The sequence below is a fragment of the Pseudarthrobacter sp. KH_020_B genome (genome assembly GCF_057840185.1).
Window position 1 is genome coordinate 3,241,227 of record NZ_CM174506.1, and the last position, 20,110, is coordinate 3,261,336.

Consider the following 20,110-nt stretch of genomic DNA (forward strand, 5'->3'; position numbering starts at 1 on the left):
GCAGCCCTGGAGGTTACACGCCTCATGCCGAGGCCGCTGCTGGCTACGCTCACCGTCCTGCTCTGCGCCCTGGTGCTGGTTCCTATCCTGTATATCTTCCTGGCCTCGCTGAACACGGACGTGGGCGTCGCCAGCGGCGAGTTCTGGCCAAGCAGCTTCTCGTTGGACAGCTACACCAAGATCTGGGATTCCGTGGGGCTGGCGAAAGCCATCGGCAACAGCCTGATCGTCTCCGGAGCCACGGCAGTCGTCTCGGCCATTATGGCCATCGGCACGGCTTATGTACTGGTGCGGTTTGAGTTCCGCGGGCGCCTGACGGTGCTGCGCGGGCTGCTGGGCCTCCAGTCCGTCCCGGGCACCCTGATGCTCCTGCCGGTCTTTGTGCTTTTCTCCTCCGCAGGCACTTACTTGGGTGTGACCGTCATCGGCACGCTCTGGGGCCTGTTTATCGCCTACCTGACGTTCGCCTTGCCGTTCTCAACCTGGGTGATGGTCACCTACCTCCGCGGCCTGCCGCGGGAATTGGAGGAAGCGGCACGCATCGATGGCGCTTCCAACCTCGGGATTCTGTTCCGGATCATCATTCCGCTCAGTTGGCCGGGAATCATCGTTTCCGCGATTTTCGCCTTCCTGCTGGGCTGGAATGACGTGCTGTTCGCGTCAGTGTTCACCCGCCCGGACACGCACACAGCCGCAGTTGCGCTGCAGGTGTTCGCGTCCGCGGTTGAGGGCGGAGCAATCCCTGTGTACTCGCAGTTGATGGCAGCTTCGCTGGTTTGTGCCGTCCCCGTGGTGGTGCTGTACTTCATGTTCCAGAAGTACCTCGTTGGCGGCCTGACAGCCGGCGGCGTCAAGTAAGACAGCCTTGAACCACAAACAACTCCGCCCGGTACAGCAACTGCGGTACCGGGCGGAGTTGTTTGTGTACCGCGGGCCTTGCTCCGCGGCCACGGATAAAACAGGCCTCCGGCGGCGTGGCCTACGGTGTGGATTCGCCGGAGTCCTTGGCGGAGTCAGGCTGGGTCTGCGTCCGGGACCGATCTGCGGCGGGCTGTTCTGAGCCCGACTGTTCCGTGCCGGACTGGCCTGTGGTGGCCTGGTCTGTGACGCGGACGCCGTACTGTGGCCGGCCGTCAGGGAGGTCCGGGTAGCGAACGGCGGCCGCAGGGGCCTGCACTGGCTGGGCCGCTGCCTCCGGCTGCGTGCCCTGGTCCGGCCCGGCGCCCTGGGGCGTCCCTTGGCCCGGAGCACCAGCGCCCTGCTGTCCGTAGGGGTCATTCCAACTGGCAGGGCGTGCGGGCGCCGGACCAGGCTGATTGCCCTGCTGGCCGGGCTGCTGACCCGGCTGGCCGTATTGCTGGTGGTAGCCCTGCGGATTGTACGGGGCGGCAGCTGCGTCCGAGCGGGTCATGGGCAGTTGCTGGAGCAGCCGGCGCGCTTCATGGGCGGCTTCCACCGACACCACAACGTCGTAGTTGGTGGCCACCACCTGGCTGGTGGAGGTGAAATCCCGCTTTCCGCGCTGCATGGCATACGTGACGATGCCGAACAGCATAAAGAAGGCAGCCCCCATCAGCACAGACGCCAGGATGGAGAAATAGCCGGGCGACGGTGCGAAGAACGAAAGCATCACGCCAACGAAGAGGCCGAACCACATACCGCTGAGGGCCCCGGAGAGAGCCACCCGAGGGTAGCTCAGGCGACCGGTCACCCGCTCAACCATCTTCAGCTCGTTGCCCACGATCGAAACCATGTGGACCGGGAACTGCTGGTCGGCGAGGTAGTCCACCGCCTTCTGGGCGTCCAAGTAGGAAGTGTACGAGCCTACGGTGTCGCCGGTGGGCACCGTGCGGGCGTCGTCGGGCCCGTTGGGGCCACCGGCCTTTGGAGCACCAAAAATGTTTGACATACACCCATTCTTGCCCATCAGCATGTACGCCGCCTGTAAATTCAGCTAAAAGAGAGCAGACTCGGTAGCCTGTAGACGTGAGCACAAATCTTTCGCGCGTCTTCGTGGCCCGCCTGCTGGGTCTTGACGTCTTCGACCCTTTGGGCGACCGCCTGGGCAGGTTGCGCGATGTGGTGGTGCTCTCGCGTGGCAGCCGCGGCGCCCCGCACGTGGTGGGCATCGTCGTCGAAGTTCCCGGCAAAAAGCGGGTCTTCGTGCCGATGACACGCATTACCTCCATCGACCAGACACAGATCATCTGCACGGGCCTGGTGAACCTCCGGCGCTTTGAGCAGCGCGGTGCGGAGACGCTGGTGGTTGCGGAAATGTTCGACCGCCGTGTCACGCTCCGGGACGGCAGCGGCGACGCCACCATCGAGGACATCGCCATGGACCAGCACCGGTCCCGCGACTGGTTCGTGAGCAAGCTGTTCGTCCGCAGGGGCCATTCCCTGTCCCCGCTCAGCCGGCTGCGCCGGAACGAGACCATGATCATCGACTGGGCCGACGCCCTCCAGGGCGCGCGCACCGAACCACAGGCAGCCACCCAGTTCGTGGCCAACCACGAGGACCTCAAACCCGCAGACTTCGCCGAGGCGCTGCAGGAAATGAGCGACAAACGCCGATTCGAAGTGGCCAGCGAACTCCAGGATGAAAGGTTGGCCGACGTCCTGCAGGAGCTGCCCGAGGACGACCAGGTGGAAATCCTGTCCGCCCTTGACGTCCAGCGCGCGGCCGACGTCCTGGAGGAGATGGATCCCGACGACGCCGCCGACCTCCTCGGCGAACTGCCCACAGCCCAGGCGGAACAACTGCTCCAGCTTATGGAACCCGAAGGCGCCGAGGACGTCAGGCGGCTCCTCGAATACGACGAGGACACCGCTGGCGGCCTGATGACGCCTGTCCCGGTGATCCTTCCCCCGGAGGCAACTGTCGCAGAGGCCCTGGCCCACGTCCGCCGTGAGGAACTCTCTCCCGCCCTCGCTTCGTCCATCTTCATCGCCCGGCCCCCGTTGGAAACCCCCACCGGCCGGTTCCTGGGCGTAGTCCACATCCAGCAGCTGCTCCGCTATCCGCCGCCGGAACCCCTGGGCAACCTCGTGGACAAGAACCTTGAACCGGTCTCCGACCAGGCCCACATCAGCGAGGTGGCGCGCACCCTCGCCACCTACAACCTGAACTGCCTTCCCGTGGTCAATGACGCTGGCCGGCTCGTGGGGGCGGTGACTGTTGATGACGTTTTGGATCATCTGTTGCCGGATGACTGGCGCGCCTATGATGGCGAAGCCCCGATAAGAAAACTGGGAGGCCGCATTGGCTGACACCGGCGCCCCCAAGAGTCCCGGCAGCCAGCGCGGCCAAGGGAAAGCAGCAGCAAAGGGCGGGCTCGATACGCCCCTGAGCGGACGCCAGCGCATCCTGCCCAAGTTCTCGCCTGATCCGGACGCGTTCGGCCACGCCACGGAAGGCTTCGCCCGGTTCATGGGCACGCCGACCTTCCTGGTCTACATGACAGTCTTCGTTGTCATCTGGCTGGTCTGGAACACCTTCGCGCCCGAGGAATGGCAGTTCGACTCCCAGGCCCTGGGCTACACTCTCCTGACCCTTATGCTTTCGCTGCAGGCTTCGTACGCGGCCCCGCTGCTGCTGCTGGCCCAGAACCGCCAGGATGACCGCGACCGGGTCTCCCTCCAGCAGGACCGCCAGCAGGCGGCACGCAACCTGGCCGACACCGAGTACCTCACCCGGGAGCTGGCTTCACTGAGGATCGCGCTGCGCGAGGTTGCCACCCGCGACTACGTCCGGGCGGAACTGCGATCGCTTCTGGAAGACATGCTCGAAGCGCAGGAGGAATTGCGCACTCACGATCCTTCCGGAGTCGGCAGCCATGAGTCCCCGCGTGAGAAGGTCAAGGAAAAACTGAAGGAAAAGCGCGACAAACAGCGGCACCCCCGCACGCAGCAGATTCCCAAGGTCAACCCCAACCACGCCGCCACGGACCAGGCAGCCCAGGAGGGCGCCGGCCCGAAGCACACCCCTACCCCCGAAAGCTGAGCCTGCTGCGAATGAGCGCCCCCCTGGAGCAGGCAGTCCACGCTGCACTGGCCACTGTGATCGATCCTGAGCTCCGCCGTCCCATCACGGAACTGGGCATGGTGGAGTCCGTGGACATCTCTGCGGACGGCAAGGTCAGGCTGGCCGTCCTGCTTACCATCGCGGGCTGTCCCCTGCGCGGGACCATTACTGCCGACTCCGAAAAGGCGCTTTCGGCAGTTCCGGGCGTGACCGCCGTCGAGGTTGAACTGAAAGTGATGAACCAGGCCCAGCGGGACGCCCTGAAGGAACAACTCCGCGGCGCCTCCGGCCAGCGCGGGATTCCGTTCAACGAGCCGGGGTCGCTGACCAAGGTGTTCGCGGTGGCCAGCGGAAAGGGCGGCGTGGGCAAGTCATCCCTGACGGTCAACCTGGCCTGCGCCCTGGCCGCCCAAGGGCTCCGGGTGGGCATCGTGGACGCCGACGTGCACGGCTTCTCGGTTCCGGCCCTGATGGGCATCACGCAGGCACCCACCCGGGTGGACGACATGATCCTGCCGCCGGTGGCCTACGGCGTGAAAGTGATTTCCATCGGCATGTTCGTCGCCGGAAACCAGCCGGTTGCGTGGCGTGGGCCGATGCTCCACCGGGCCCTGGAACAGTTCCTGACCGACGTCTACTTCGGCGACCTCGATGCCCTGTTCCTCGACCTGCCGCCCGGCACCGGTGACATCGCGATTTCGGTGGCCCAGTTGCTGCCGAAGGCCGAGATCCTGGTGGTCACCACGCCGCAGGCCGCAGCTGCCGACGTCGCCGAACGCGCCGGCGCCATCGCCACCCAGACAGGCCAGACGGTGGCCGGCGTCATCGAGAACATGTCGTACCTTGAAATGCCCGACGGCGGCAGAATGGAGCTATTTGGCAGCGGCGGCGGGGCGGTCCTCGCCGAAAGACTCACGACGACGGTGGGCAAGGAAGTGCCGCTCCTGGGACAGATTCCGCTGGACATCCTGCTGCGGGAAGGCGGCGACGCCGGCGCACCCATCGTGCTTGGCCGGCCAGAGACTCCGGCTGCCATTGCACTCACCGAAATTGCCGGAAAACTTGCGGCCAGGCCGAGGGGCCTGACGGGGATGAAGCTGGGGCTGCAGCCGCGTTAATACAGAGCTGCCAACCAGAGGCGATGGGGCCTAGGTGGCTTCGGTATCGAACGGCGCGGGTTCGCCCGGCGGCAGCGACTGGACCACACGTTCCGGACGGGAGGAAGCCGCCCCGCCTGTGGCAACCGCCCCTGCACCGGCGACGGCAGCGACCGCGGCCGGAGCGCCGGCACTGACGGGTTTGGCGTCGTCGTCCAGGAGGGCTTCCTTGATGATGCGCCGCGGATCATACTGGCGGGGATCGTATTTCTTCCAGTCGACATCGTCAATGTCGATGCCCACTTCTTCCTTGATCTGCTCCCGTGCACCGGAGGCCATCCGGCGGACTTCCTTCACGAGATTCGCAAGTTTCTGGGTGTATTCGGGCAGGCGCTGGGGACCGATCACCAGGATACCGATGATCAGCAAGAGGAAGAACTCCGGACCGTTGATTCCAAACACTTTAGGAAGATTACCCTCTCCAGAGCCCCGCTGACGATTCCTGCCCGCCAGCGTCGCAAAGTGCCTGCATCACGGAGCCAGGATCGCCCCGAGTTTGCGGATTCCCCGCTCCATCCGGGCGCCGGGGGAGTCGTCCGCCGCGGTCACCGCGGACGCGGCAGGCGCTGTGCTGGCACCCGCGTTAATTCCTTCCACGGCGAGGACGCTGAGCCGCTGCAGCACTGGGACGGCGTCATCGGCCTGCTCCGCCGGGAGGTCGGACTTCACCGTGAAAATGCCTGCCGTGGTCTCAACGGTGGCCGTCCAGGGCGCCAGGCTGCTGACCAGCAGCTTCCCCTCGTTCTGACCGGCGATCTGCTCGGCGTCCGCGGGATGCTGTTCCACGATGGTGGCATAGTGCCGCCCATCGGACAGGTGCATTTCCACCGCTGGCCGCCCATTGAGCGTTATGGCATTGGCGCTCCGGACGTGGAAGCCGAGTGACGCCAGTTCCGGACAGACCCAGCCTTCCGAGCGAAGGGCCAACAATTGCTGGGCACTGAGCTCCCTGCCGTCGGCCGGCAGCTGGGCCGTATGCTGCACCAGGCTCCCGCTGATGGCCGTTTGGGCGACAGGCAGGCTGTCCCCCGCCAGCGCAAACGCGCTGACGGCAAGAATTCCAGCGGCTGCGGCTGTCCCGCCGGCGGCAAGTGCCAAGACTCTCGCGGCCCGGTACTGGCTCGGGGCTGGCTCCGGCGCGGCCGCGAGCAGCTGCGTCCTGACCAGCAGCCGGGCCGTCAGGTCCTCGCTGGCAGGCGGCACGGCCGCGTCACGGAGGCGCTGGATGTACTGGCGTTCACGCTTCAGCGCCGCCGCACATTCTGCGCAGGTCTGCACGTGGTCGGCGCCGCGGTGATGCCGGCGGCCGAAGGGGTTCTGGGGCGTCATGGTGCCGATCAGAGGATGCTGGCGATGCGCGGCAGCGAAAGCTTCGGCTTGCGTCCTTGCTGAGGCCGGGGATCGCGGTGGGCCAGCTTTTCGCGCAGCATGGTCCGGCCCCTGTGGATACGGGAACGGACGGTACCCAGCTTGACACCCAGTGCAGCGGCCACTTCGTCGTAGGACAGGCCCTCCAGATCGCAAAGCACGACGGCGGCGCGGAAGTCCGGGGGCAGCTCTTCCAAGGCAGCCTGGACATCGAGGTCCAGGTTGTTCAGTTCAAAACTCTGTTCCGGTCCGGGCTCCCGCCCGGGGATCCGGGACTCGGCGTCCTCTGCCAGCGCGTCAAACCGGATGCGGGTTTTCCGGCGCGCCTGGTCCAGGAACAGGTTGGTGGTGATGCGGTGCAGCCAGCCATCGAGTGTCCCTGGCTTGAAATTCTCCAGTGACCGGAAGACGCGGACGAACACCTCCTGGGTGAGGTCCTCGGCGTCGAACTTATTTCCGGTCAGGCGGTAAGCCAGCCGGTAGACCTTGGCGGAGTGGTTGGCCACCACTTCCTCCCAGGTGGGCCTGACCCATGCAGCAGCGGAAACTTGCGTTGCAGGGACAGGTGCCATATCTGATGCTGACATCGTCCACTCCCATCGTGGATTGCTATCGCCCGGATACTTTTGACATCTCTGGTTCGGCGCCGATCACCACACGGATGAGCGGATATCCATCATTTCAAAGTTGGCTGGGAATTTCCTGACCGGCGCGTTTCTTCAGCCAAAGGCGCAACGATTCCCTTCCGCGGCTGGCACCCCCGCACACAGTAGGCTGTACTAAACACTCCCCTGCCGCCCAGAAAGCGAATCACATGAGCGCCGACAAATCCACGAGCTGGTCCTATGCAGAAGATCTGCCCGCAGAGGATGAGGTCATGCTTCGTGCCAGGGAGCGCTCCTTCGAACTGGGCGTGACGCCCATCGGCGCAGGTGTTGGTGCGGTCCTGACCGTGTTGGCTGCGGGTTCGAAGGCCCAGACCGCCGTCGAAATCGGAACAGGCGCAGGCGTCTCGGGGGTTTGCATCCTGCGGGGGCTTGGACCGCAGGCCGTGCTGACCACCATCGACGTGGACGTGGAACATCTGAAGGCGGCACGTGAGGCTTTTTCAGAGGCTGGCAGTCCGGCCAACCGCACCCGCACTATTTCCGGCCGCGCCGGCGATGTCCTGCCGCGCCTGACCGACTCCGCTTATGACATGGTGTTTGTCGACGCCGACAAGCCCGGCCTGCCCGGCTACATGGAACAGGCCGTCCGGCTCCTGAAGGCCGGCGGGCTGCTCATCATCAATGACGCGCTGGACAAGGACCGCGTGGCCAATCCGGCCGTCCGGGAGGCCAACACCGTTGTGCTCCGCCAAGTGGGTAAAACGATCCGCGACGACGACCGCCTGGCGTCCGCGATGCTTCCCACCGGCGACGGACTGCTGGTCGCCGTCAAGAAGTAAATCCGCAGGAAAAAGCCAGGGTCCGCAGCCGGTTGGCTGCGGACCCTCGCCCTGCGGGATTATTCGGCAACGCCGAACAGGATTATTCAGTCACGCCGACGAGGCATTCCTTAAGGTTGGCCGCCTCCGCAGCGTTCAGTTCCACCACAAGCCGTCCGCCGCCTTCGAGCGGTACGCGCATGATCAGGCTGCGGCCCTCTTTGGTGACTTCCATAGGGCCGTCGCCGGTGCGTGGTTTCATAGCCGCCATGAGGAATTTCCCCTCCATTTAGTCCCAGGACATATCAGCCCGGATGGGCTGTGTCCGCACGGTCAAATCAAGCCGCTATGGCGGCCCGTACTGATGCCGCCATTGCTGAACATTTCTGAATGCTTTTGTCCCTGCTTACTTACTATTATCCCGTAATGACCCGCGCGTAGCTAATCGATGGAGATTTACGGCCGCGTCGGATTCCCTAATCCGGTGGCCAGGCGCCGCCCGCGATCACGGCGGATAATCGCCGCCGCCCGGAAGCTGCGCCCATGCCCACAGCCAGACGATCCACACGATCTGGAGCAGGACAAACATGGTCAGGACCGTGCCGCGGTAGGCCTTGGACCGGGACAGCAGCGCGGCAGCCAGGGCCAACGGAAACAGCGGAAGCAGCATCCGGAAAGTACTGGTCTGGGGGTGGAGGAACAGCAGGAGGTAACCCACATAGCAGGCGCACCACAGGCGCATTTCCACGCCGAGCCGGACCACCGGCGGGGAGAACAGCAGGAGCGCAAAGAGACCCGCAAAGACGAAGGGCGCCACGATCCCCAGAACGGGACCAAAGAGGTCGACGCCGGTGTCGAACCAGGGCTTGAACGGCACCAGGTCGTGGCCCCGCCACACAGTTTCGGTTTTGGTGTACGCCTCAATGTCTCCAGTGGCGGCCCAGGCCGCTGCCGGCCACAGCAGTGCTGAGGCCCCGCACACAACGGTAAGGCCCGCCAGGGAGGCCAGCTCCCCCAGGCTGTGGGTGCCCGGCCGCTCCCCGCGCCGCCGTTCCACGGCTCGCCAAAGGAAGAGGAGCCCCACCATCGCGGCAAAGGGAACGCCCACCGGACGGGAGAGGCACAGCAGCAGCACCACCGGCATGGCCGCGACATAATGCCGCCTGATGACGAGCAGCAGCGCCGCGGCCAACAGGAAAACCGTCAGCGGCTCCGCATACGGGACCTGGAGAATGGCGGACACCGGAAAGCTCGCGAAGAACACCACGCCCCAAAGCGCCGCAGCGTGCGAAGCCTTGTGCCTGAACAGGCAGTACACAGCCAGCGCCGCCCCCAACCCCGACAGCATGGCGACGACCGTCAGTGCCGCGGCAGGGCTGGCTCCGGTCAGCCCTGCGAGCGCACGGCCCAGGGCCGGGAAGAGCGGGTAGAACGCCCACGCGTTTTCCTGCACGTTACCGGCGGCATCCGTTGGAAGCGGTGCGGGATAACCGTCGGTGATGATCCGGCCGTACCATCGCGCATCCCAGATGTTGATGAAGTTCCAGTAGTCAGGGACGGCCGGAAACCACGGGTTGGGCCCCTGGTGCAGGGCTGCGGCCATAAAGATGCAGGCGCTGACCAGACGGGAAGCGGCATACAGGACGGCAACCTGCAGCCACCAAGGCCAGCCTTGGACCGCACCCGCGGCGCGGGCGCTGAATGCGGTGATCAACGCCGTCGGGCCTGTCCGGTCCCCCGTGTCAGTGCTCAAGCGCCGGCCTCCGGGTGCGCCGCCCGTTCTGCTTCCAGCAGCCGTGCCCTGAGCCTGCCCATTTCTTCGTCTTTGGCCGCGATCTGGTCCCGCAACTCGTCAAGGACCTGGTCCACCTGGTCCATCCGGTACCCACGCAGGCCGAGGGAGAAGCGGACACGGTCGACGTCGGCCGGGGCAGCCTCTGCCGGCAGCAGCACCGGCGGAAGGTTGGCCGGCGGCTGTGCGAACCCCGGGTAGAGAACCGGATTCTCCGGGACCTCGGCGCCGGCGGCACGTTCACTGCTCCGGCGGAGGCTGCGCAGGATGCCGCGGCGGCCACCGGCGCCTGCCCACAGGGTGGCGGCGATCAGCACGATGGCGAGGTAGACCAGGAAAAAACTCACAGCACCCATCGTGCCAGATATGGGGCCGCGTCCTATTCGGGCCGTTGCTCTCCGTTCGTGGGAATCGGGGGTGTCCCGTGGAGCACGAGTTGGACCGCTTCGGCGGGATCGTCGACCACCTGAATGAGGTCCAGGTCCTTTGCGGAGACCATTCCTTCCGCCACGAGGGTGCCCTTGATCCATTCGATCATCGGCCCCCAGAAGTCGACGCCGAGGAGCACGATCGGGAAGGAGGTCACCTTCCGGGTCTGGACCAGGACCATGGCTTCAAAGAGTTCATCCAGCGTTCCCAGCCCGCCGGGAAGAACGATGAAGCCCTGGGCGTATTTGACGAACATGGTCTTCCGGGCGAAGAAGTAGCGGAAGTTAATGCCGAGGTCCACCCACTGGTTCAGGCCCTGCTCGAAGGGCAGTTCAATGCCCAGGCCGACGGAGACGCCGTTGCCTTCCACAGTGCCGCGGTTGGCGGCCTCCATGGAGCCCGGGCCGCCGCCGGTGATGACGGCCACGCCCGCGGCTGCCAGCTTCCGGCCTACCTCCATGCCCATTTCGTAGTACGGGCTGCCAGGTTTGGTGCGCGCCGAGCCGAAAACACTGACGGCGGGCCCCAGATCGGCAAGCGCGCCGAACCCCTCGACGAACTCGCTCTGGATCCGGAGGACACGCCAGGGGTCTGAATGGACGAACTGTCCTGCGCCTTTGGTATCAAGCAGACGCTGGTCAGACATTTCCACAGCCGCCTGCTTGCGACGGAGTTCAAGGGGCCCCTTACGGCGCGGCTGGGAGGTTTTGGCCGGATCTGCGTTGATGCTCATCCCCCTAGGCTAATGCCAAGGCCAGCGTGCCTGTGGCAGGTATCTCTTGAATCACGATCCGCGCGAACTTGCCGTGATTCACCTCATAACCGGGCAATGTTCGCTAGATTCTTCTTATGACTACTCATGTGCCCGGCGATGCGCTCGTCTCCCTGAATGGTGTGAATAAGCATTACGGTCAGTTGCACGTTTTGAAGGACATCAATCTCCACGTCCGCAAGGGCGAAGTGGTGGTGGTCATTGGCCCGTCAGGCTCAGGAAAGTCCACGTTGTGCCGTGCCATCAACCGTCTGGAAACCATCGACGACGGCAACATCGCCATCGACGGCAAGCTCCTCCCAGCAGAAGGCAAGGAGCTCGCCCGGCTGCGGGCCGATGTCGGCATGGTGTTCCAGTCATTCAACCTGTTTGCCCACAAGACCATCCTGGAGAACGTGACCCTGGGACCGATCAAGGTCAAGGGCGTGCCCAAGGCGCAGGCGGACAAGGAAGCCATGGCGCTGCTGGAACGCGTGGGTGTGGGTCACCAGGCTCCCAAGCTTCCGGCCCAGCTGTCCGGCGGCCAGCAACAGCGTGTTGCCATCGCCCGGGCACTGGCCATGAAGCCCAAGGTCATGCTGTTCGACGAGCCCACCTCGGCCCTGGACCCGGAAATGATCAGTGAGGTCCTGGACGTCATGGTCCAGCTGGCCAAGGAAGGCATGACGATGATCGTGGTCACCCACGAGATGGGCTTTGCGCGCAAGGCCGCTAACCGGGTGGTCTTCATGGCCGACGGCCAGATCGTGGAGGACACCAAGCCGGAGGAATTCTTCACCAATCCGAAGAGTGACCGCGCGAAGGACTTCCTGTCCAAACTGCTCACCCACTGATTTTCCATCAACGAACACACACTCCAGTTCGCACCCAGGCCGTGACCCACGGCCGACCAATGAAAGGAATGTCATGAAGGCATTTTTGACCCGGAGGAAATCCCTCCTGGTAGCAGCATCCGCAGCCCTGGCGCTGTCCCTGAGCGCATGCGGCGGCGGACCCGGAACCACCGGCGACCCCACCGTTGCCGAGAAGCCGACCTTCGCTGCGGGCTCCACCATGGCGAAACTCTCCTCAGCCGGAACCATCAAGATCGGCACCAAGTATGACCAGCCCCTGTTCGGCCAGGTGGGCCTGGACGGAAAGCCGATCGGTTTTGACGTCGAAATCGGCAAGCTCGTTGCCGCCAAGCTCGGAATCGCCGCGGACAAGATCGAATGGTCGGAGACTGTTTCCGCCAACCGGGAGCCGTTCATTGAACAGGGCCGGGTTGACCTGGTCATCGCCACCTACACCATCAATGACAAGCGCAAGCAGGTTGTCAGCTTTGCCGGCCCGTACTACGAGGCCGGCCAGGCGCTGATGGTCAACAAGGACGACACCTCCATCAAGAAGCCGGAGGACGTCAAGGGCAAGAAGGTCTGCTCCGTGACCGGCTCCACCCCGGCAGCCACCATCGTGGAGAAGTACGGAGCAATCCTCGCTCCGGCTGCCACTTACTCGGCGTGCCTTGAGCCCCTGCGCAACAAGCAGGTCGAGGCCATCACCACGGACAACGTGATCCTGGCCGGGTTTGTGGACAAAGAGCCGGACGCCTTCAAGCTGGCCTCGGACGAAACCTTCACCAAGGAGCCCTACGGCATCGGCCTGAAGAAGGACGACACCGAGTTCCGCAACTGGATCAATGACCAGCTGGAAGCGTTCGGCAAGGACGGGTCCTACAAGAAGGCCTGGGAAGCGACCGCCGGCACCGTCATCAAGACTGCCCCGGAACTCCCCGCCCTCAACCGTTACTGAGTAACACCAGGCGGTTGCCGGAGTCCGCTCACCGCGGCTCCGGCAACCGCCGCTCCCATCTTCGCTCCCGTCCACGACACCCAGCCGAAGGATCCTATGGACGCCATCATCGAAAGCCTGCCACTTTACTGGGAGGGCTTTCTCCGAACCCTTTTCCTGTCTGCCGTATCAGGAGTGATCGCCCTGCTGCTGGGGACGTTGCTGGCTGCGGCCAGGGTCTCCCCCGTTGCAGCTCTCCGCGGCTTCAGCATGACCTACGTGGAAATCCTGCGGAACACCCCGCTGACCATCGCCTTCTTCTTCGCAGCAATCGTCCTCCCCCGCCTCGGAGTGACGTTCCAACAGTTCGAAGTGGCGGCCATCATCGCCCTGAGCGCCTACACCGCAGCCTTCATCGCTGAAGCTGTCCGCTCCGGTGTCAACAGCGTTGCCGTGGGACAGGCCGAAGCCGCGCGCAGCATCGGCATGAAATTCAGCCAGGTCCTGACCCTGATCATCCTTCCGCAGGCCCTGCGTACGGTCATCCCGCCGCTGATCAATATCCTGATCGCCCTCGTCAAGAACTCCTCCGTTGCCGGCGCCTTCTTCGTCCTGGAGCTGTTCGGCTACGGCAGGCAGCTGGCCAACTCCCACGGTGACCAGGTGCTGGCTGTCCTCCTCGGCGTTGCCTTCTTCTACCTCCTGATCACCGTTCCGCTGGGCATCCTGGCGAGCACCGTCGAACGAAAGGTGGCGATCTCCCGATGAGCTCAGTTCTTTACGACGCCCCGGGGCCGAAGGCCCGGCGAGTCTCCCTGATTGGTTCCATAGTCGGCTCCGTGCTGATCCTTGGCCTGCTCGCCTGGATCATCATGACCCTGGCACAGCAGGGAATTTTTGAGGGGCGCCGCTGGGCCATCTTCACCAGGGCGGACGTCTGGACGCTGCTCGGGAACGGAATTGGCGCAACACTCAGCGCGGCCGCCGTAGCAGCAGTCATCGCCTTTCCGCTGGGACTGCTGCTCTGCCTGCTGCGGATCTCAGACGTCGCGGCCATCCGGATTCCCACCCGGATCGTACTGGAGTTCCTCCGCGGCATGCCCGTTGTGCTCATGATGTTCTTTGTTTTGCTGGTGTTCGGGACCAACCAGTTCATCGCAGTCGTGGCCGGACTCGTCCTGTACAACGCGGCTGTTTTCGCGGAGATCATCCGCGCAGGCATCCAGTCCCTCCCCAAGGGCCAGCGGGAAGCCGGCCTGACCGTGGGCCTGACCAGCTTCCAGTCCAGGATGATCATCGAACTTCCGCAGGCCGTCCGCCGCATGATGCCGTCCCTCGTGGCTCAGCTTGTGGTGCTCCTCAAGGACACCTCCCTGGGCTACATCGTGGCGTACGGGGAGCTGCTGCGTGCGGTCCAGGTGATGGCCGACTTCCTGGGTACGCAGTTCCTGTTCCCGATCTTCTTTGTGGCCGCCGCGATCTATATCGCCATCAACATCTGCGTTTCCCGGATTGCAGTCTGGATCGAGCGCCGCGGGTCCACGAAGGCCGCCGGCGGCGTCGCCCCGGCACCAACCGCAGTGGTCGCACCGGAACTGCCGGAAATACGGGAACCCAAGTAGCCACACCCGAGCTCACGCAAAAGGTCCGGAACCCTTCAGGGGTACCGGACCTTTTCGTGTGGAGCCTGTTGTTGGTGCTTTTGCTTATCGCGGGCTACGCCGCGAGCCAGCTCCGCAGCACCCCCAGGCACTCACGGATGGCGTCGGCGTCGACATGTTCGTTGTCCTTGTGCGCCAGCAGCGGATCGCCGGGGCCGAAGTTCACTGCCGGGATCCCCAGTTCGCTGAAACGCGCGACGTCGGTCCAGCCGTATTTCGGTTTCGGCTCGGCTCCGACGGCGGCCACGAAGGACGCGGCGGCAGGGTGGTTCAGTCCCGGGCGCGCACCGGCGGCAGCGTCCGTGCGGACCACAGCGAAGCCCTCCAACAGTTCGCGCACATGCGCCTCCGCCTGGTCCGGGGACTTGTCCGGCGCGAAGCGGTAGTTGATTTCCACGACGCAGCGGTCCGGGATGACGTTGCCGGCCGTGCCGCCGTTGATCTTCACGGCGTTGAGGCTCTCGCGGTAGTCGAGGCCGTCCACGTTGATGGTCCGCGGCTCGTAGGCTGCCAGCCGGGCCAGGATGGGTGCCGCTGCGTGGATGGCGTTCCTGCCCATCCACGCACGGGCAGAGTGGGCTGCCTCCCCCACCGTGGTGGCCTCAAAACGGCTGGTGCCGTTGCAACCACCCTCGACGGTGCCATGCGTCGGCTCCAGGAGGATGGCAAAGTCGCCGTCCAGGAGGCTGCCGTGGTTGCGGACCAGGCGGCCCAGACCGCTCTTGACCGCTTCCACTTCCTCGTGGTCGTAGAACACAAACGTGACGTCCCGCTGGGGCGCCGCGCCGCCGTCGAACATCGTGGCCGCCAGCGCGAGCTGCACGGCGACGCCGCCCTTCATGTCCGTGGCGCCGCGTCCGTAGAGCACGCCCTCCCCCGGGATACCTGAATCCCAAGTGGCCGGGACGGTGCCGCGCGCGCCTTCCGTAAGCGGCAACGGCACGGTGTCCAGGTGTCCGGCGAGGATGACGCGTTCCGTCCTGCCCAGCTCGGTGCGAGCGATGATGGAGTCGCCGTCGCGGACCACGTGGAGCTCGGGGATGGCCCGCAGTGCGACTTCGACGGCGTCCGCCAGTTCCGTCTCATTCCCGGACACACTGTTGATATCTATCAGGGCGGCGGTCAGCACGGACACGTCCTGGCGGAGGTCCAAAGGCACGGTGGTCGGTTCAGGCGCGGTTTCGGCAGTCACGTTGCCAGTCTAGTTCGAACCCGATGCCCGCCTCTCGCTAGACTGGGGGCATGACTGAGACCGCTACCTCCGCCGCGCCCGAGAACCAGAACGCAACTTCCGAAGACCGCTCCGCCTACGGCTTCGGCCTGGCAACAATCGCCAGCGCCACCGGCGAGGCCACCGTCCTGGACGTCTGGTTCCCGGCACCGGCCCTGGGCGTCGCAGCCGATAACCTGCGCGCCGTGGAGAATGCGGACGAAACCCTGGTCCAGCTCGCCGAAAGCGGCACCGACGCTGACCGCGGGACCGAGCAGAAGGTAGTCTTCGTCCAGATCAACCTTGATGAAGCTCCGGCCGACACCGCAGACGCATACCTCCGGCTGCACCTGCTCTCCCACCGGCTGGTCCGGCCCAACACCATCAACCTGGACGGCATCTTCGGCAAGCTCCCCAACGTCGTGTGGACCAACTTCGGCCCCGCCGCCGTGGAAGGCTTCGAGCTGACCCGCGCCAAGCTTCGCCGCCGCGGTGCCGTCACCGTCTACGGGGTGGACAAGTTCCCCCGCATGGTGGACTACGTGGTGCCCTCCGGTGTCCGGATCGCCGACGCCGACCGCGTCCGCCTCGGCGCCCACCTCGCCGAAGGCACCACCGTGATGCACGAAGGCTTTGTGAACTTCAACGCCGGCACCCTGGGCGCGTCCATGGTGGAAGGCCGCATCTCGGCCGGCGTGGTCGCGGGCGACGGCAGCGACGTCGGAGGCGGCGCGTCGATCATGGGCACCCTCTCCGGCGGCGGCAAGGAAAAGATCGTCATCGGTGAGCGTGTCCTGCTGGGCGCCAACTCCGGCGTCGGCATCAGCGTCGGCGACGACTCCGTGGTGGAGGCAGGCCTCTACGTCACGGCCGGCACGCGCGTGCGCGTTCCCGGACCCAAGGACGAGGTAGGCGAGGACACCGCCAAGATCGTGAAGGCTGCGGAACTGTCCGGCATCCCCAACCTCCTGTTCCGCCGCAACTCCACCACCGGCGCCGTCGAGGCGCTGCCGCGCAAGGGCCAGACGGTGGAACTCAACGACGCCCTCCACGCCAACTGACCCGCCCGTGGCACGTGGACGCAGTTTTGTTCGCCCCACAGTGCTGCTGCTTACCCTGGCGCTGGCGGGCGCCGGCATCTACACAGCGGTCTCCTTCTTGCAGCGCTCCGAAACCCTGGTCTCGGAGCGCTGCAAGGCCGACGTCGGGACCCAGAGCGCTGAGCTGGCAACGGACCAGGCGGTTAATGCCTCACTGATTACAGCGGTGGCGGTGCAGCGCGGTCTGCCTCCCCGGGCAGCCAGCATCGCCCTTGCCACGGCCATGCAGGAGTCCAAGCTGCGCAACATCGCCCATGGCGACCAGGCCGGACCTGACTCCCGCGGACTTTTCCAGCAACGTCCCTCGCAGGGGTGGGGAACCGAGGCCCAGGTCATGGACCCGTACTACGCTGCCAATGCTTTCTACGATGCCCTGGTCAAGATTCCCGGCTATGAGTCCTTGGAGATCACCGACGCCGCCCAGCGCGTCCAGCGCTCGGCCTACCCCCTCGCCTACGCCCAACACGAAGATATGGGCCGTTCCTTCGCGTCCGGCCTGACCGGCCAGACGCCCGCCTCCGTGCTGTGCACTTTGCGCGCCCCGCAGGAACCGGGCGTCCCCGCCGCCGTCGAGTCCGAACTCGCCCAGGCGTATGGGCCGCTCACCATGACCACAGAGAGTGAATCCCTCGTGGTGGAAGCTGACGGCAGCCAGGCATGGTCAGTGGCGCAGTGGGCAGTTGCCAACGCCAAGGGCCTGGCGGTGACGCGCGTGGATATTGCCGGCCGGAGCTGGGACCGTGAGGATCAGGGCGGCTGGCAGGAATCCGACGCGCCCGCCGGCCAAGTCCGAATTACTGTGGCACCGGCGGGCACCGGCAGCTGACTGCCTTAGTGCTGATGCCGCCTGCTGACGGCCCGGGTGCTGACCGCGCCGGCTCAAACCAGGATGTCCACCACGGGCTGGACGTAGCTCCGGAAGAGCTCCGGCGCGGACATGAGGTTGTGGCTCATGATGATCTTGTCCGGCTCCAGGTACCACGCCCGCTGTTCGTTCAGCGGCAGTTCGATGATGGTCAGGGTGAAGTCCCGTGACCCCCGGCCCACTTCCATCAGGCGGTCATCCACCATGTCGCCCAACAGCTGGTCCGAACCGCTGGCCACGCGTTCGGCTTCGAGCCTGACGTATTCACTACGGCGCTCCCGTGCCCAGGTCAGGGCTGACCCGAAATGCGCCTGCAGGACACGCTGGAGGGCCGGGGAGTTTCCGAATTCGCCAAAATCCGGCGGGGACAGCTCCGGTGACGTCTTGGGGTGCGCTTTCAGCAGCTGCTCCCACCAGGCTTCCCATTCGGTCTTGAGTGCGCTCAGCCCGCCGACGTCGGACGTGAGATGCGAGTGGTCGGCATGGCGGATCTTCGGCGCGGCATGCGACAACGCAGGGTGGCCGGCGCCGTCGAGTCCTGCCGCATCACGGACAAAGAGCGCGATCATCAGAGGCCCGGACGTATCCGTAGTGATCTGCCAGCCGGAATCACCTGTGTGATGCATCCCTATTCCTCCTGTGGCCTGCCTGTACCGGCCTGACCAGCCGGTTCCGCTCCCCCGGTTCCCAGTCTATTCCCGATGCCACCGGACGGTAATGTCAGGCGGCCAGGCTTCTCAGGTGCCGGTCCAGGACGTCATGGCACATTTGTGCCGTCATCCAGGCGGGCTGCAGGAGGGCGTGCATGCACAGCCCGTCCAGCGTAGCCAGCAGCCTCTCTGCCTCGACCGCCAACGACTGCTGCCCGTCGCCGTCGTCCGGTACCAGTGCCGTGATGACCTGCCCGACGACGGCAGCCACCTCCCGGTGGCTCCGATCGGCCTCGGCCGCGAGGAAGGGACGGATCCTGGCCGCGTTCTTGAAGGCCATCCACACACAGGCGTCCACGGCACGTTCCTCGTCGAGCGGGAGAAATTCACCCAACAGGGTTAAAACCGCCTCACGGTGCGGGCCGGTCCCGGGCTCGCTGGCGGCCAAAGCCGGCAAAGCCGCGGTGAGCCGGCCCGTGATCCGGTCCACAACGGCGGCAAAGGAATGGCTGAGCAGTTCGTCACTGCCGGCGAAGTAGTGCCGGACGGAGCCCACGGCGAGGCCCGCTTCGTCCGCCACCTCCCGCAGTGACGCTCGCTCGAGGCCGTCGACGGCGATGATCCTGAAGACCGCTTCAACAATCTCTGCGCGCCGGGCTTCGGCATCTACAATTTTGGGCACCCCTATTATTTAGCACACCTGTGCTTAAATCCATGCATCGTCGGAATTGGGATAGCGTGGGGGCATGAAAATTCTGGTCACAGGCGGCACCGGGTACATCGGTTCGCACACAGTCTTGTCCCTGCAGGAAGCCGGCCATGATGTGGTGGTGATCGATAACCTGGTGAACTCCAGCGAGGAGTCGCTGCGCCGGGTAGCCGAACTCAGCGGTAAGACCGCGGAATTCCTCAACGTCGACCTGGTGGATGAGGCCGCCGTGGAAGGCGTCTTTGCTGCCCACACCATCGACGCCGTGATCCACTTTGCCGGGCTCAAAGCCGTGGGTGAGTCGGTCAGCGAGCCACTCAAGTACTACTACAACAACCTCGTGGGCACGCTGAACCTGATCCGGGTCATGGACCGCCACGACGTCCGCTCCATCGTCTTCAGCTCGTCCGCCACCGTCTATGGTGAGCACAATCCCATCCCCTACGTGGAGAAGATGGAGATCGGTGCCAACAACCCGTACGGCCGCACCAAGGAACAGATCGAGGACATCCTCGCGGACCTGGGCGCCGCGGACAGCCGCTGGCACATCGCCCTGCTGCGCTACTTCAACCCCGTGGGAGCCCACCCGTCCGGCCGCATCGGCGAGGACCCGCAGGGCATCCCCAACAACCTGGTGCCCTTCATCGCCCAGGTGGCCGTGGGACGCCGCGACAAGCTCATGGTGTTCGGCGGCGATTACGACACCCCTGACGGCACCTGCCTGCGCGACTACATCCACGTCGTCGATCTCGCCGAAGGCCACGTGGCAGCCCTCAACCACGTCGCGGACCGCTCAGGCGTCTACCGCTGGAACCTTGGCTCCGGGAAGGGGTCCTCGGTCCTGGAGGTCCTGCGGTCCTTCGAGAAGGCCGTGGGCCAGCCCATCCCGTACGAGATCACCGGACGGCGCGGAGGCGACCTCCCGGCGTTCTGGGCCGACGCAACATCCGCCCTGGCCGACCTGAGCTGGTCCACCACCAAGACCGTGGACCAGATGTGCGAGGACCACTGGCGCTGGCAGAAGAACAACCCCCTCGGCTACGACTCCTAGCATCGATTGCTCCGTAACCGCCCTTTAGGACGCTCAAAACGGCGCAGGGCCCACGCCGGCAGGGTTCCCTGGCCGAGCTTGCGAGGCGAGGGCGCCGGTGGGGATCAATCGATGAGAGTACGACGG

The 20,110-nt window shown here is 65.2% G+C and carries 23 protein-coding genes; 12 read left to right on the plus strand and 11 right to left on the minus strand.

What is annotated here, in order from left to right; translation table 11 throughout:
• Window positions 1–24: 24 nt before the first annotated feature.
• A complete protein-coding gene (locus AC3IT0_RS14910) occupies window positions 25–858 on the plus strand; it encodes a carbohydrate ABC transporter permease (protein WP_489323810.1) in 834 nt (277 codons plus the stop codon).
• Between the two features lie 121 nt (window positions 859–979).
• Here AC3IT0_RS14910 and AC3IT0_RS14915 read toward each other — a convergent pair whose 3' ends face one another.
• Window positions 980–1,909 (minus strand): YflT domain-containing protein, encoded by a 930-nt coding sequence (locus AC3IT0_RS14915; RefSeq protein ID WP_489320518.1) that lies wholly within the window; start codon window positions 1,907–1,909, stop codon window positions 980–982.
• Window positions 1,910–1,986: 77 nt separating this feature from the next.
• On the opposite strand from AC3IT0_RS14915, the gene AC3IT0_RS14920 reads away from it, so the two are divergent.
• Genes AC3IT0_RS14920 through AC3IT0_RS14930 form a run of 3 tightly spaced genes read left to right on the plus strand, consistent with a single transcriptional unit; the run spans window position 1,987 to window position 5,142 of the window.
• On the plus strand, window positions 1,987–3,270 hold the full coding sequence (locus tag AC3IT0_RS14920) for a magnesium transporter MgtE N-terminal domain-containing protein (RefSeq protein WP_489320519.1): 1,284 nt from the start codon (window positions 1,987–1,989) through the stop codon (window positions 3,268–3,270).
• On the plus strand, window positions 3,263–4,003 hold the full coding sequence (locus tag AC3IT0_RS14925; RefSeq protein ID WP_489320520.1) for a DUF1003 domain-containing protein: 741 nt from the start codon (window positions 3,263–3,265) through the stop codon (window positions 4,001–4,003). The genes AC3IT0_RS14920 and AC3IT0_RS14925 overlap by 8 nt, the downstream gene beginning before the upstream one ends.
• A gap of 11 nt (window positions 4,004–4,014) precedes the next feature.
• Entirely contained in the window at window positions 4,015–5,142 is a 1,128-nt protein-coding gene (locus AC3IT0_RS14930) for an Mrp/NBP35 family ATP-binding protein (protein ID WP_489320521.1), read from the plus strand.
• 30 nt (window positions 5,143–5,172) lie between these two features.
• On the opposite strand, the gene AC3IT0_RS14935 is transcribed toward AC3IT0_RS14930, so the two are convergent.
• The 3 genes from AC3IT0_RS14935 to sigE all read right to left on the minus strand — a co-directional run bounded on the left by AC3IT0_RS14935 (window position 5,173) and on the right by sigE (window position 7,136).
• On the minus strand, window positions 5,173–5,583 hold the full coding sequence (locus AC3IT0_RS14935; RefSeq protein ID WP_489320522.1) for a twin-arginine translocase TatA/TatE family subunit: 411 nt from the start codon (window positions 5,581–5,583) through the stop codon (window positions 5,173–5,175).
• A gap of 69 nt (window positions 5,584–5,652) precedes the next feature.
• Window positions 5,653–6,510 carry an anti-sigma factor gene (locus tag AC3IT0_RS14940; RefSeq protein ID WP_489320523.1) on the minus strand — a complete coding sequence of 286 codons (858 nt, stop codon included), beginning with the start codon at window positions 6,508–6,510 and terminating at the stop codon, window positions 5,653–5,655.
• Between the two features lie 8 nt (window positions 6,511–6,518).
• Window positions 6,519–7,136: an RNA polymerase sigma factor SigE gene (gene sigE, locus AC3IT0_RS14945; protein WP_489320524.1), complete on the minus strand. Its 618-nt coding sequence runs from the start codon at window positions 7,134–7,136 to the stop codon at window positions 6,519–6,521.
• A 227-nt stretch (window positions 7,137–7,363) separates the two neighbouring features.
• Here sigE and AC3IT0_RS14950 point away from each other — a divergent pair, with 227 nt between their 5' ends.
• The gene (locus AC3IT0_RS14950) at window positions 7,364–7,996 is read left to right on the plus strand and encodes an O-methyltransferase (protein WP_489320525.1); all 633 of its coding nucleotides are present in this window, start codon (window positions 7,364–7,366) and stop codon (window positions 7,994–7,996) included.
• Between the two features lie 82 nt (window positions 7,997–8,078).
• Here AC3IT0_RS14950 and AC3IT0_RS14955 read toward each other — a convergent pair whose 3' ends face one another.
• The 4 genes from AC3IT0_RS14955 to AC3IT0_RS14970 form a co-directional block, all read right to left on the minus strand.
• Window positions 8,079–8,246: a DUF3117 domain-containing protein gene (locus AC3IT0_RS14955; protein ID WP_009357720.1), complete on the minus strand. Its 168-nt coding sequence runs from the start codon at window positions 8,244–8,246 to the stop codon at window positions 8,079–8,081.
• A gap of 234 nt (window positions 8,247–8,480) precedes the next feature.
• Window positions 8,481–9,728 carry a hypothetical protein gene (locus AC3IT0_RS14960; RefSeq protein WP_489320526.1) on the minus strand — a complete coding sequence of 416 codons (1,248 nt, stop codon included), beginning with the start codon at window positions 9,726–9,728 and terminating at the stop codon, window positions 8,481–8,483.
• Window positions 9,725–10,123, minus strand: a complete 399-nt coding sequence (locus tag AC3IT0_RS14965) for a DivIVA domain-containing protein (RefSeq protein ID WP_489320527.1) — start codon at window positions 10,121–10,123, stop codon at window positions 9,725–9,727. The genes AC3IT0_RS14960 and AC3IT0_RS14965 overlap by 4 nt, the downstream gene beginning before the upstream one ends.
• A gap of 23 nt (window positions 10,124–10,146) precedes the next feature.
• A complete protein-coding gene (locus tag AC3IT0_RS14970; RefSeq protein ID WP_489320528.1) occupies window positions 10,147–10,929 on the minus strand; it encodes an LOG family protein in 783 nt (260 codons plus the stop codon).
• A 116-nt stretch (window positions 10,930–11,045) separates the two neighbouring features.
• Here AC3IT0_RS14970 and AC3IT0_RS14975 point away from each other — a divergent pair, with 116 nt between their 5' ends.
• The 4 genes from AC3IT0_RS14975 to AC3IT0_RS14990 all read left to right on the plus strand — a co-directional run bounded on the left by AC3IT0_RS14975 (window position 11,046) and on the right by AC3IT0_RS14990 (window position 14,360).
• Window positions 11,046–11,801 carry an amino acid ABC transporter ATP-binding protein gene (locus AC3IT0_RS14975; protein ID WP_489320529.1) on the plus strand — a complete coding sequence of 252 codons (756 nt, stop codon included), beginning with the start codon at window positions 11,046–11,048 and terminating at the stop codon, window positions 11,799–11,801.
• A gap of 73 nt (window positions 11,802–11,874) precedes the next feature.
• Window positions 11,875–12,759: a glutamate ABC transporter substrate-binding protein gene (locus tag AC3IT0_RS14980; protein WP_489320530.1), complete on the plus strand. Its 885-nt coding sequence runs from the start codon at window positions 11,875–11,877 to the stop codon at window positions 12,757–12,759.
• 96 nt (window positions 12,760–12,855) lie between these two features.
• A complete protein-coding gene (locus AC3IT0_RS14985) occupies window positions 12,856–13,506 on the plus strand; it encodes an amino acid ABC transporter permease (RefSeq protein WP_489320531.1) in 651 nt (216 codons plus the stop codon).
• Complete coding sequence (locus tag AC3IT0_RS14990; RefSeq protein WP_489320532.1) at window positions 13,503–14,360, plus strand: amino acid ABC transporter permease; 858 nt, start codon at window positions 13,503–13,505, stop codon at window positions 14,358–14,360. Before AC3IT0_RS14985 ends, AC3IT0_RS14990 begins: the two co-directional genes overlap by 4 nt.
• A gap of 94 nt (window positions 14,361–14,454) precedes the next feature.
• On the opposite strand, the gene dapE is transcribed toward AC3IT0_RS14990, so the two are convergent.
• The gene (dapE, locus tag AC3IT0_RS14995; RefSeq protein WP_489320533.1) at window positions 14,455–15,591 is read right to left on the minus strand and encodes a succinyl-diaminopimelate desuccinylase; all 1,137 of its coding nucleotides are present in this window, start codon (window positions 15,589–15,591) and stop codon (window positions 14,455–14,457) included.
• A gap of 50 nt (window positions 15,592–15,641) precedes the next feature.
• Here dapE and dapD point away from each other — a divergent pair, with 50 nt between their 5' ends.
• Window positions 15,642–16,670: a 2,3,4,5-tetrahydropyridine-2,6-dicarboxylate N-succinyltransferase gene (gene dapD / locus AC3IT0_RS15000; RefSeq protein WP_489320534.1), complete on the plus strand. Its 1,029-nt coding sequence runs from the start codon at window positions 15,642–15,644 to the stop codon at window positions 16,668–16,670.
• 7 nt (window positions 16,671–16,677) lie between these two features.
• Window positions 16,678–17,535 (plus strand): hypothetical protein, encoded by an 858-nt coding sequence (locus AC3IT0_RS15005; protein WP_489320535.1) that lies wholly within the window; start codon window positions 16,678–16,680, stop codon window positions 17,533–17,535.
• Between the two features lie 53 nt (window positions 17,536–17,588).
• Here the strand turns inward: AC3IT0_RS15005 and AC3IT0_RS15010 are convergent, their stop codons facing one another.
• Entirely contained in the window at window positions 17,589–18,200 is a 612-nt protein-coding gene (locus AC3IT0_RS15010; RefSeq protein ID WP_489320536.1) for a hypothetical protein, read from the minus strand.
• Between the two features lie 94 nt (window positions 18,201–18,294).
• Window positions 18,295–18,906 (minus strand): TetR/AcrR family transcriptional regulator, encoded by a 612-nt coding sequence (locus tag AC3IT0_RS15015; RefSeq protein WP_489320537.1) that lies wholly within the window; start codon window positions 18,904–18,906, stop codon window positions 18,295–18,297.
• A 64-nt stretch (window positions 18,907–18,970) separates the two neighbouring features.
• On the opposite strand from AC3IT0_RS15015, the gene galE reads away from it, so the two are divergent.
• On the plus strand, window positions 18,971–19,984 hold the full coding sequence (gene galE, locus AC3IT0_RS15020; protein WP_489320538.1) for a UDP-glucose 4-epimerase GalE: 1,014 nt from the start codon (window positions 18,971–18,973) through the stop codon (window positions 19,982–19,984).
• Window positions 19,985–20,110 lie beyond the last annotated feature (126 nt).

Coding starts and splice junctions, on each gene's coding strand:
- AC3IT0_RS14910 (WP_489323810.1), top strand. CDS start 25: ATGCCGAGGCCGCTGCTGGCTACGCTCACCGTCCTGCTCTGCGCCCTG.
- AC3IT0_RS14915 (WP_489320518.1), bottom strand. CDS start 1,909: ATGTCAAACATTTTTGGTGCTCCAAAGGCCGGTGGCCCCAACGGGCCC.
- AC3IT0_RS14930 (WP_489320521.1), top strand. CDS start 4,015: ATGAGCGCCCCCCTGGAGCAGGCAGTCCACGCTGCACTGGCCACTGTG.
- AC3IT0_RS14940 (WP_489320523.1), bottom strand. CDS start 6,510: ATGACGCCCCAGAACCCCTTCGGCCGCCGGCATCACCGCGGCGCCGAC.
- sigE (WP_489320524.1), bottom strand. CDS start 7,136: ATGTCAGCATCAGATATGGCACCTGTCCCTGCAACGCAAGTTTCCGCT.
- AC3IT0_RS14950 (WP_489320525.1), top strand. CDS start 7,364: ATGAGCGCCGACAAATCCACGAGCTGGTCCTATGCAGAAGATCTGCCC.
- AC3IT0_RS14955 (WP_009357720.1), bottom strand. CDS start 8,246: ATGGCGGCTATGAAACCACGCACCGGCGACGGCCCTATGGAAGTCACC.
- AC3IT0_RS14965 (WP_489320527.1), bottom strand. CDS start 10,123: ATGGGTGCTGTGAGTTTTTTCCTGGTCTACCTCGCCATCGTGCTGATC.
- AC3IT0_RS14970 (WP_489320528.1), bottom strand. CDS start 10,929: ATGAGCATCAACGCAGATCCGGCCAAAACCTCCCAGCCGCGCCGTAAG.
- AC3IT0_RS14975 (WP_489320529.1), top strand. CDS start 11,046: ATGACTACTCATGTGCCCGGCGATGCGCTCGTCTCCCTGAATGGTGTG.
- AC3IT0_RS14980 (WP_489320530.1), top strand. CDS start 11,875: ATGAAGGCATTTTTGACCCGGAGGAAATCCCTCCTGGTAGCAGCATCC.
- AC3IT0_RS14985 (WP_489320531.1), top strand. CDS start 12,856: ATGGACGCCATCATCGAAAGCCTGCCACTTTACTGGGAGGGCTTTCTC.
- AC3IT0_RS14990 (WP_489320532.1), top strand. CDS start 13,503: ATGAGCTCAGTTCTTTACGACGCCCCGGGGCCGAAGGCCCGGCGAGTC.
- dapD (WP_489320534.1), top strand. CDS start 15,642: ATGACTGAGACCGCTACCTCCGCCGCGCCCGAGAACCAGAACGCAACT.
- AC3IT0_RS15010 (WP_489320536.1), bottom strand. CDS start 18,200: ATGCATCACACAGGTGATTCCGGCTGGCAGATCACTACGGATACGTCC.
- galE (WP_489320538.1), top strand. CDS start 18,971: ATGAAAATTCTGGTCACAGGCGGCACCGGGTACATCGGTTCGCACACA.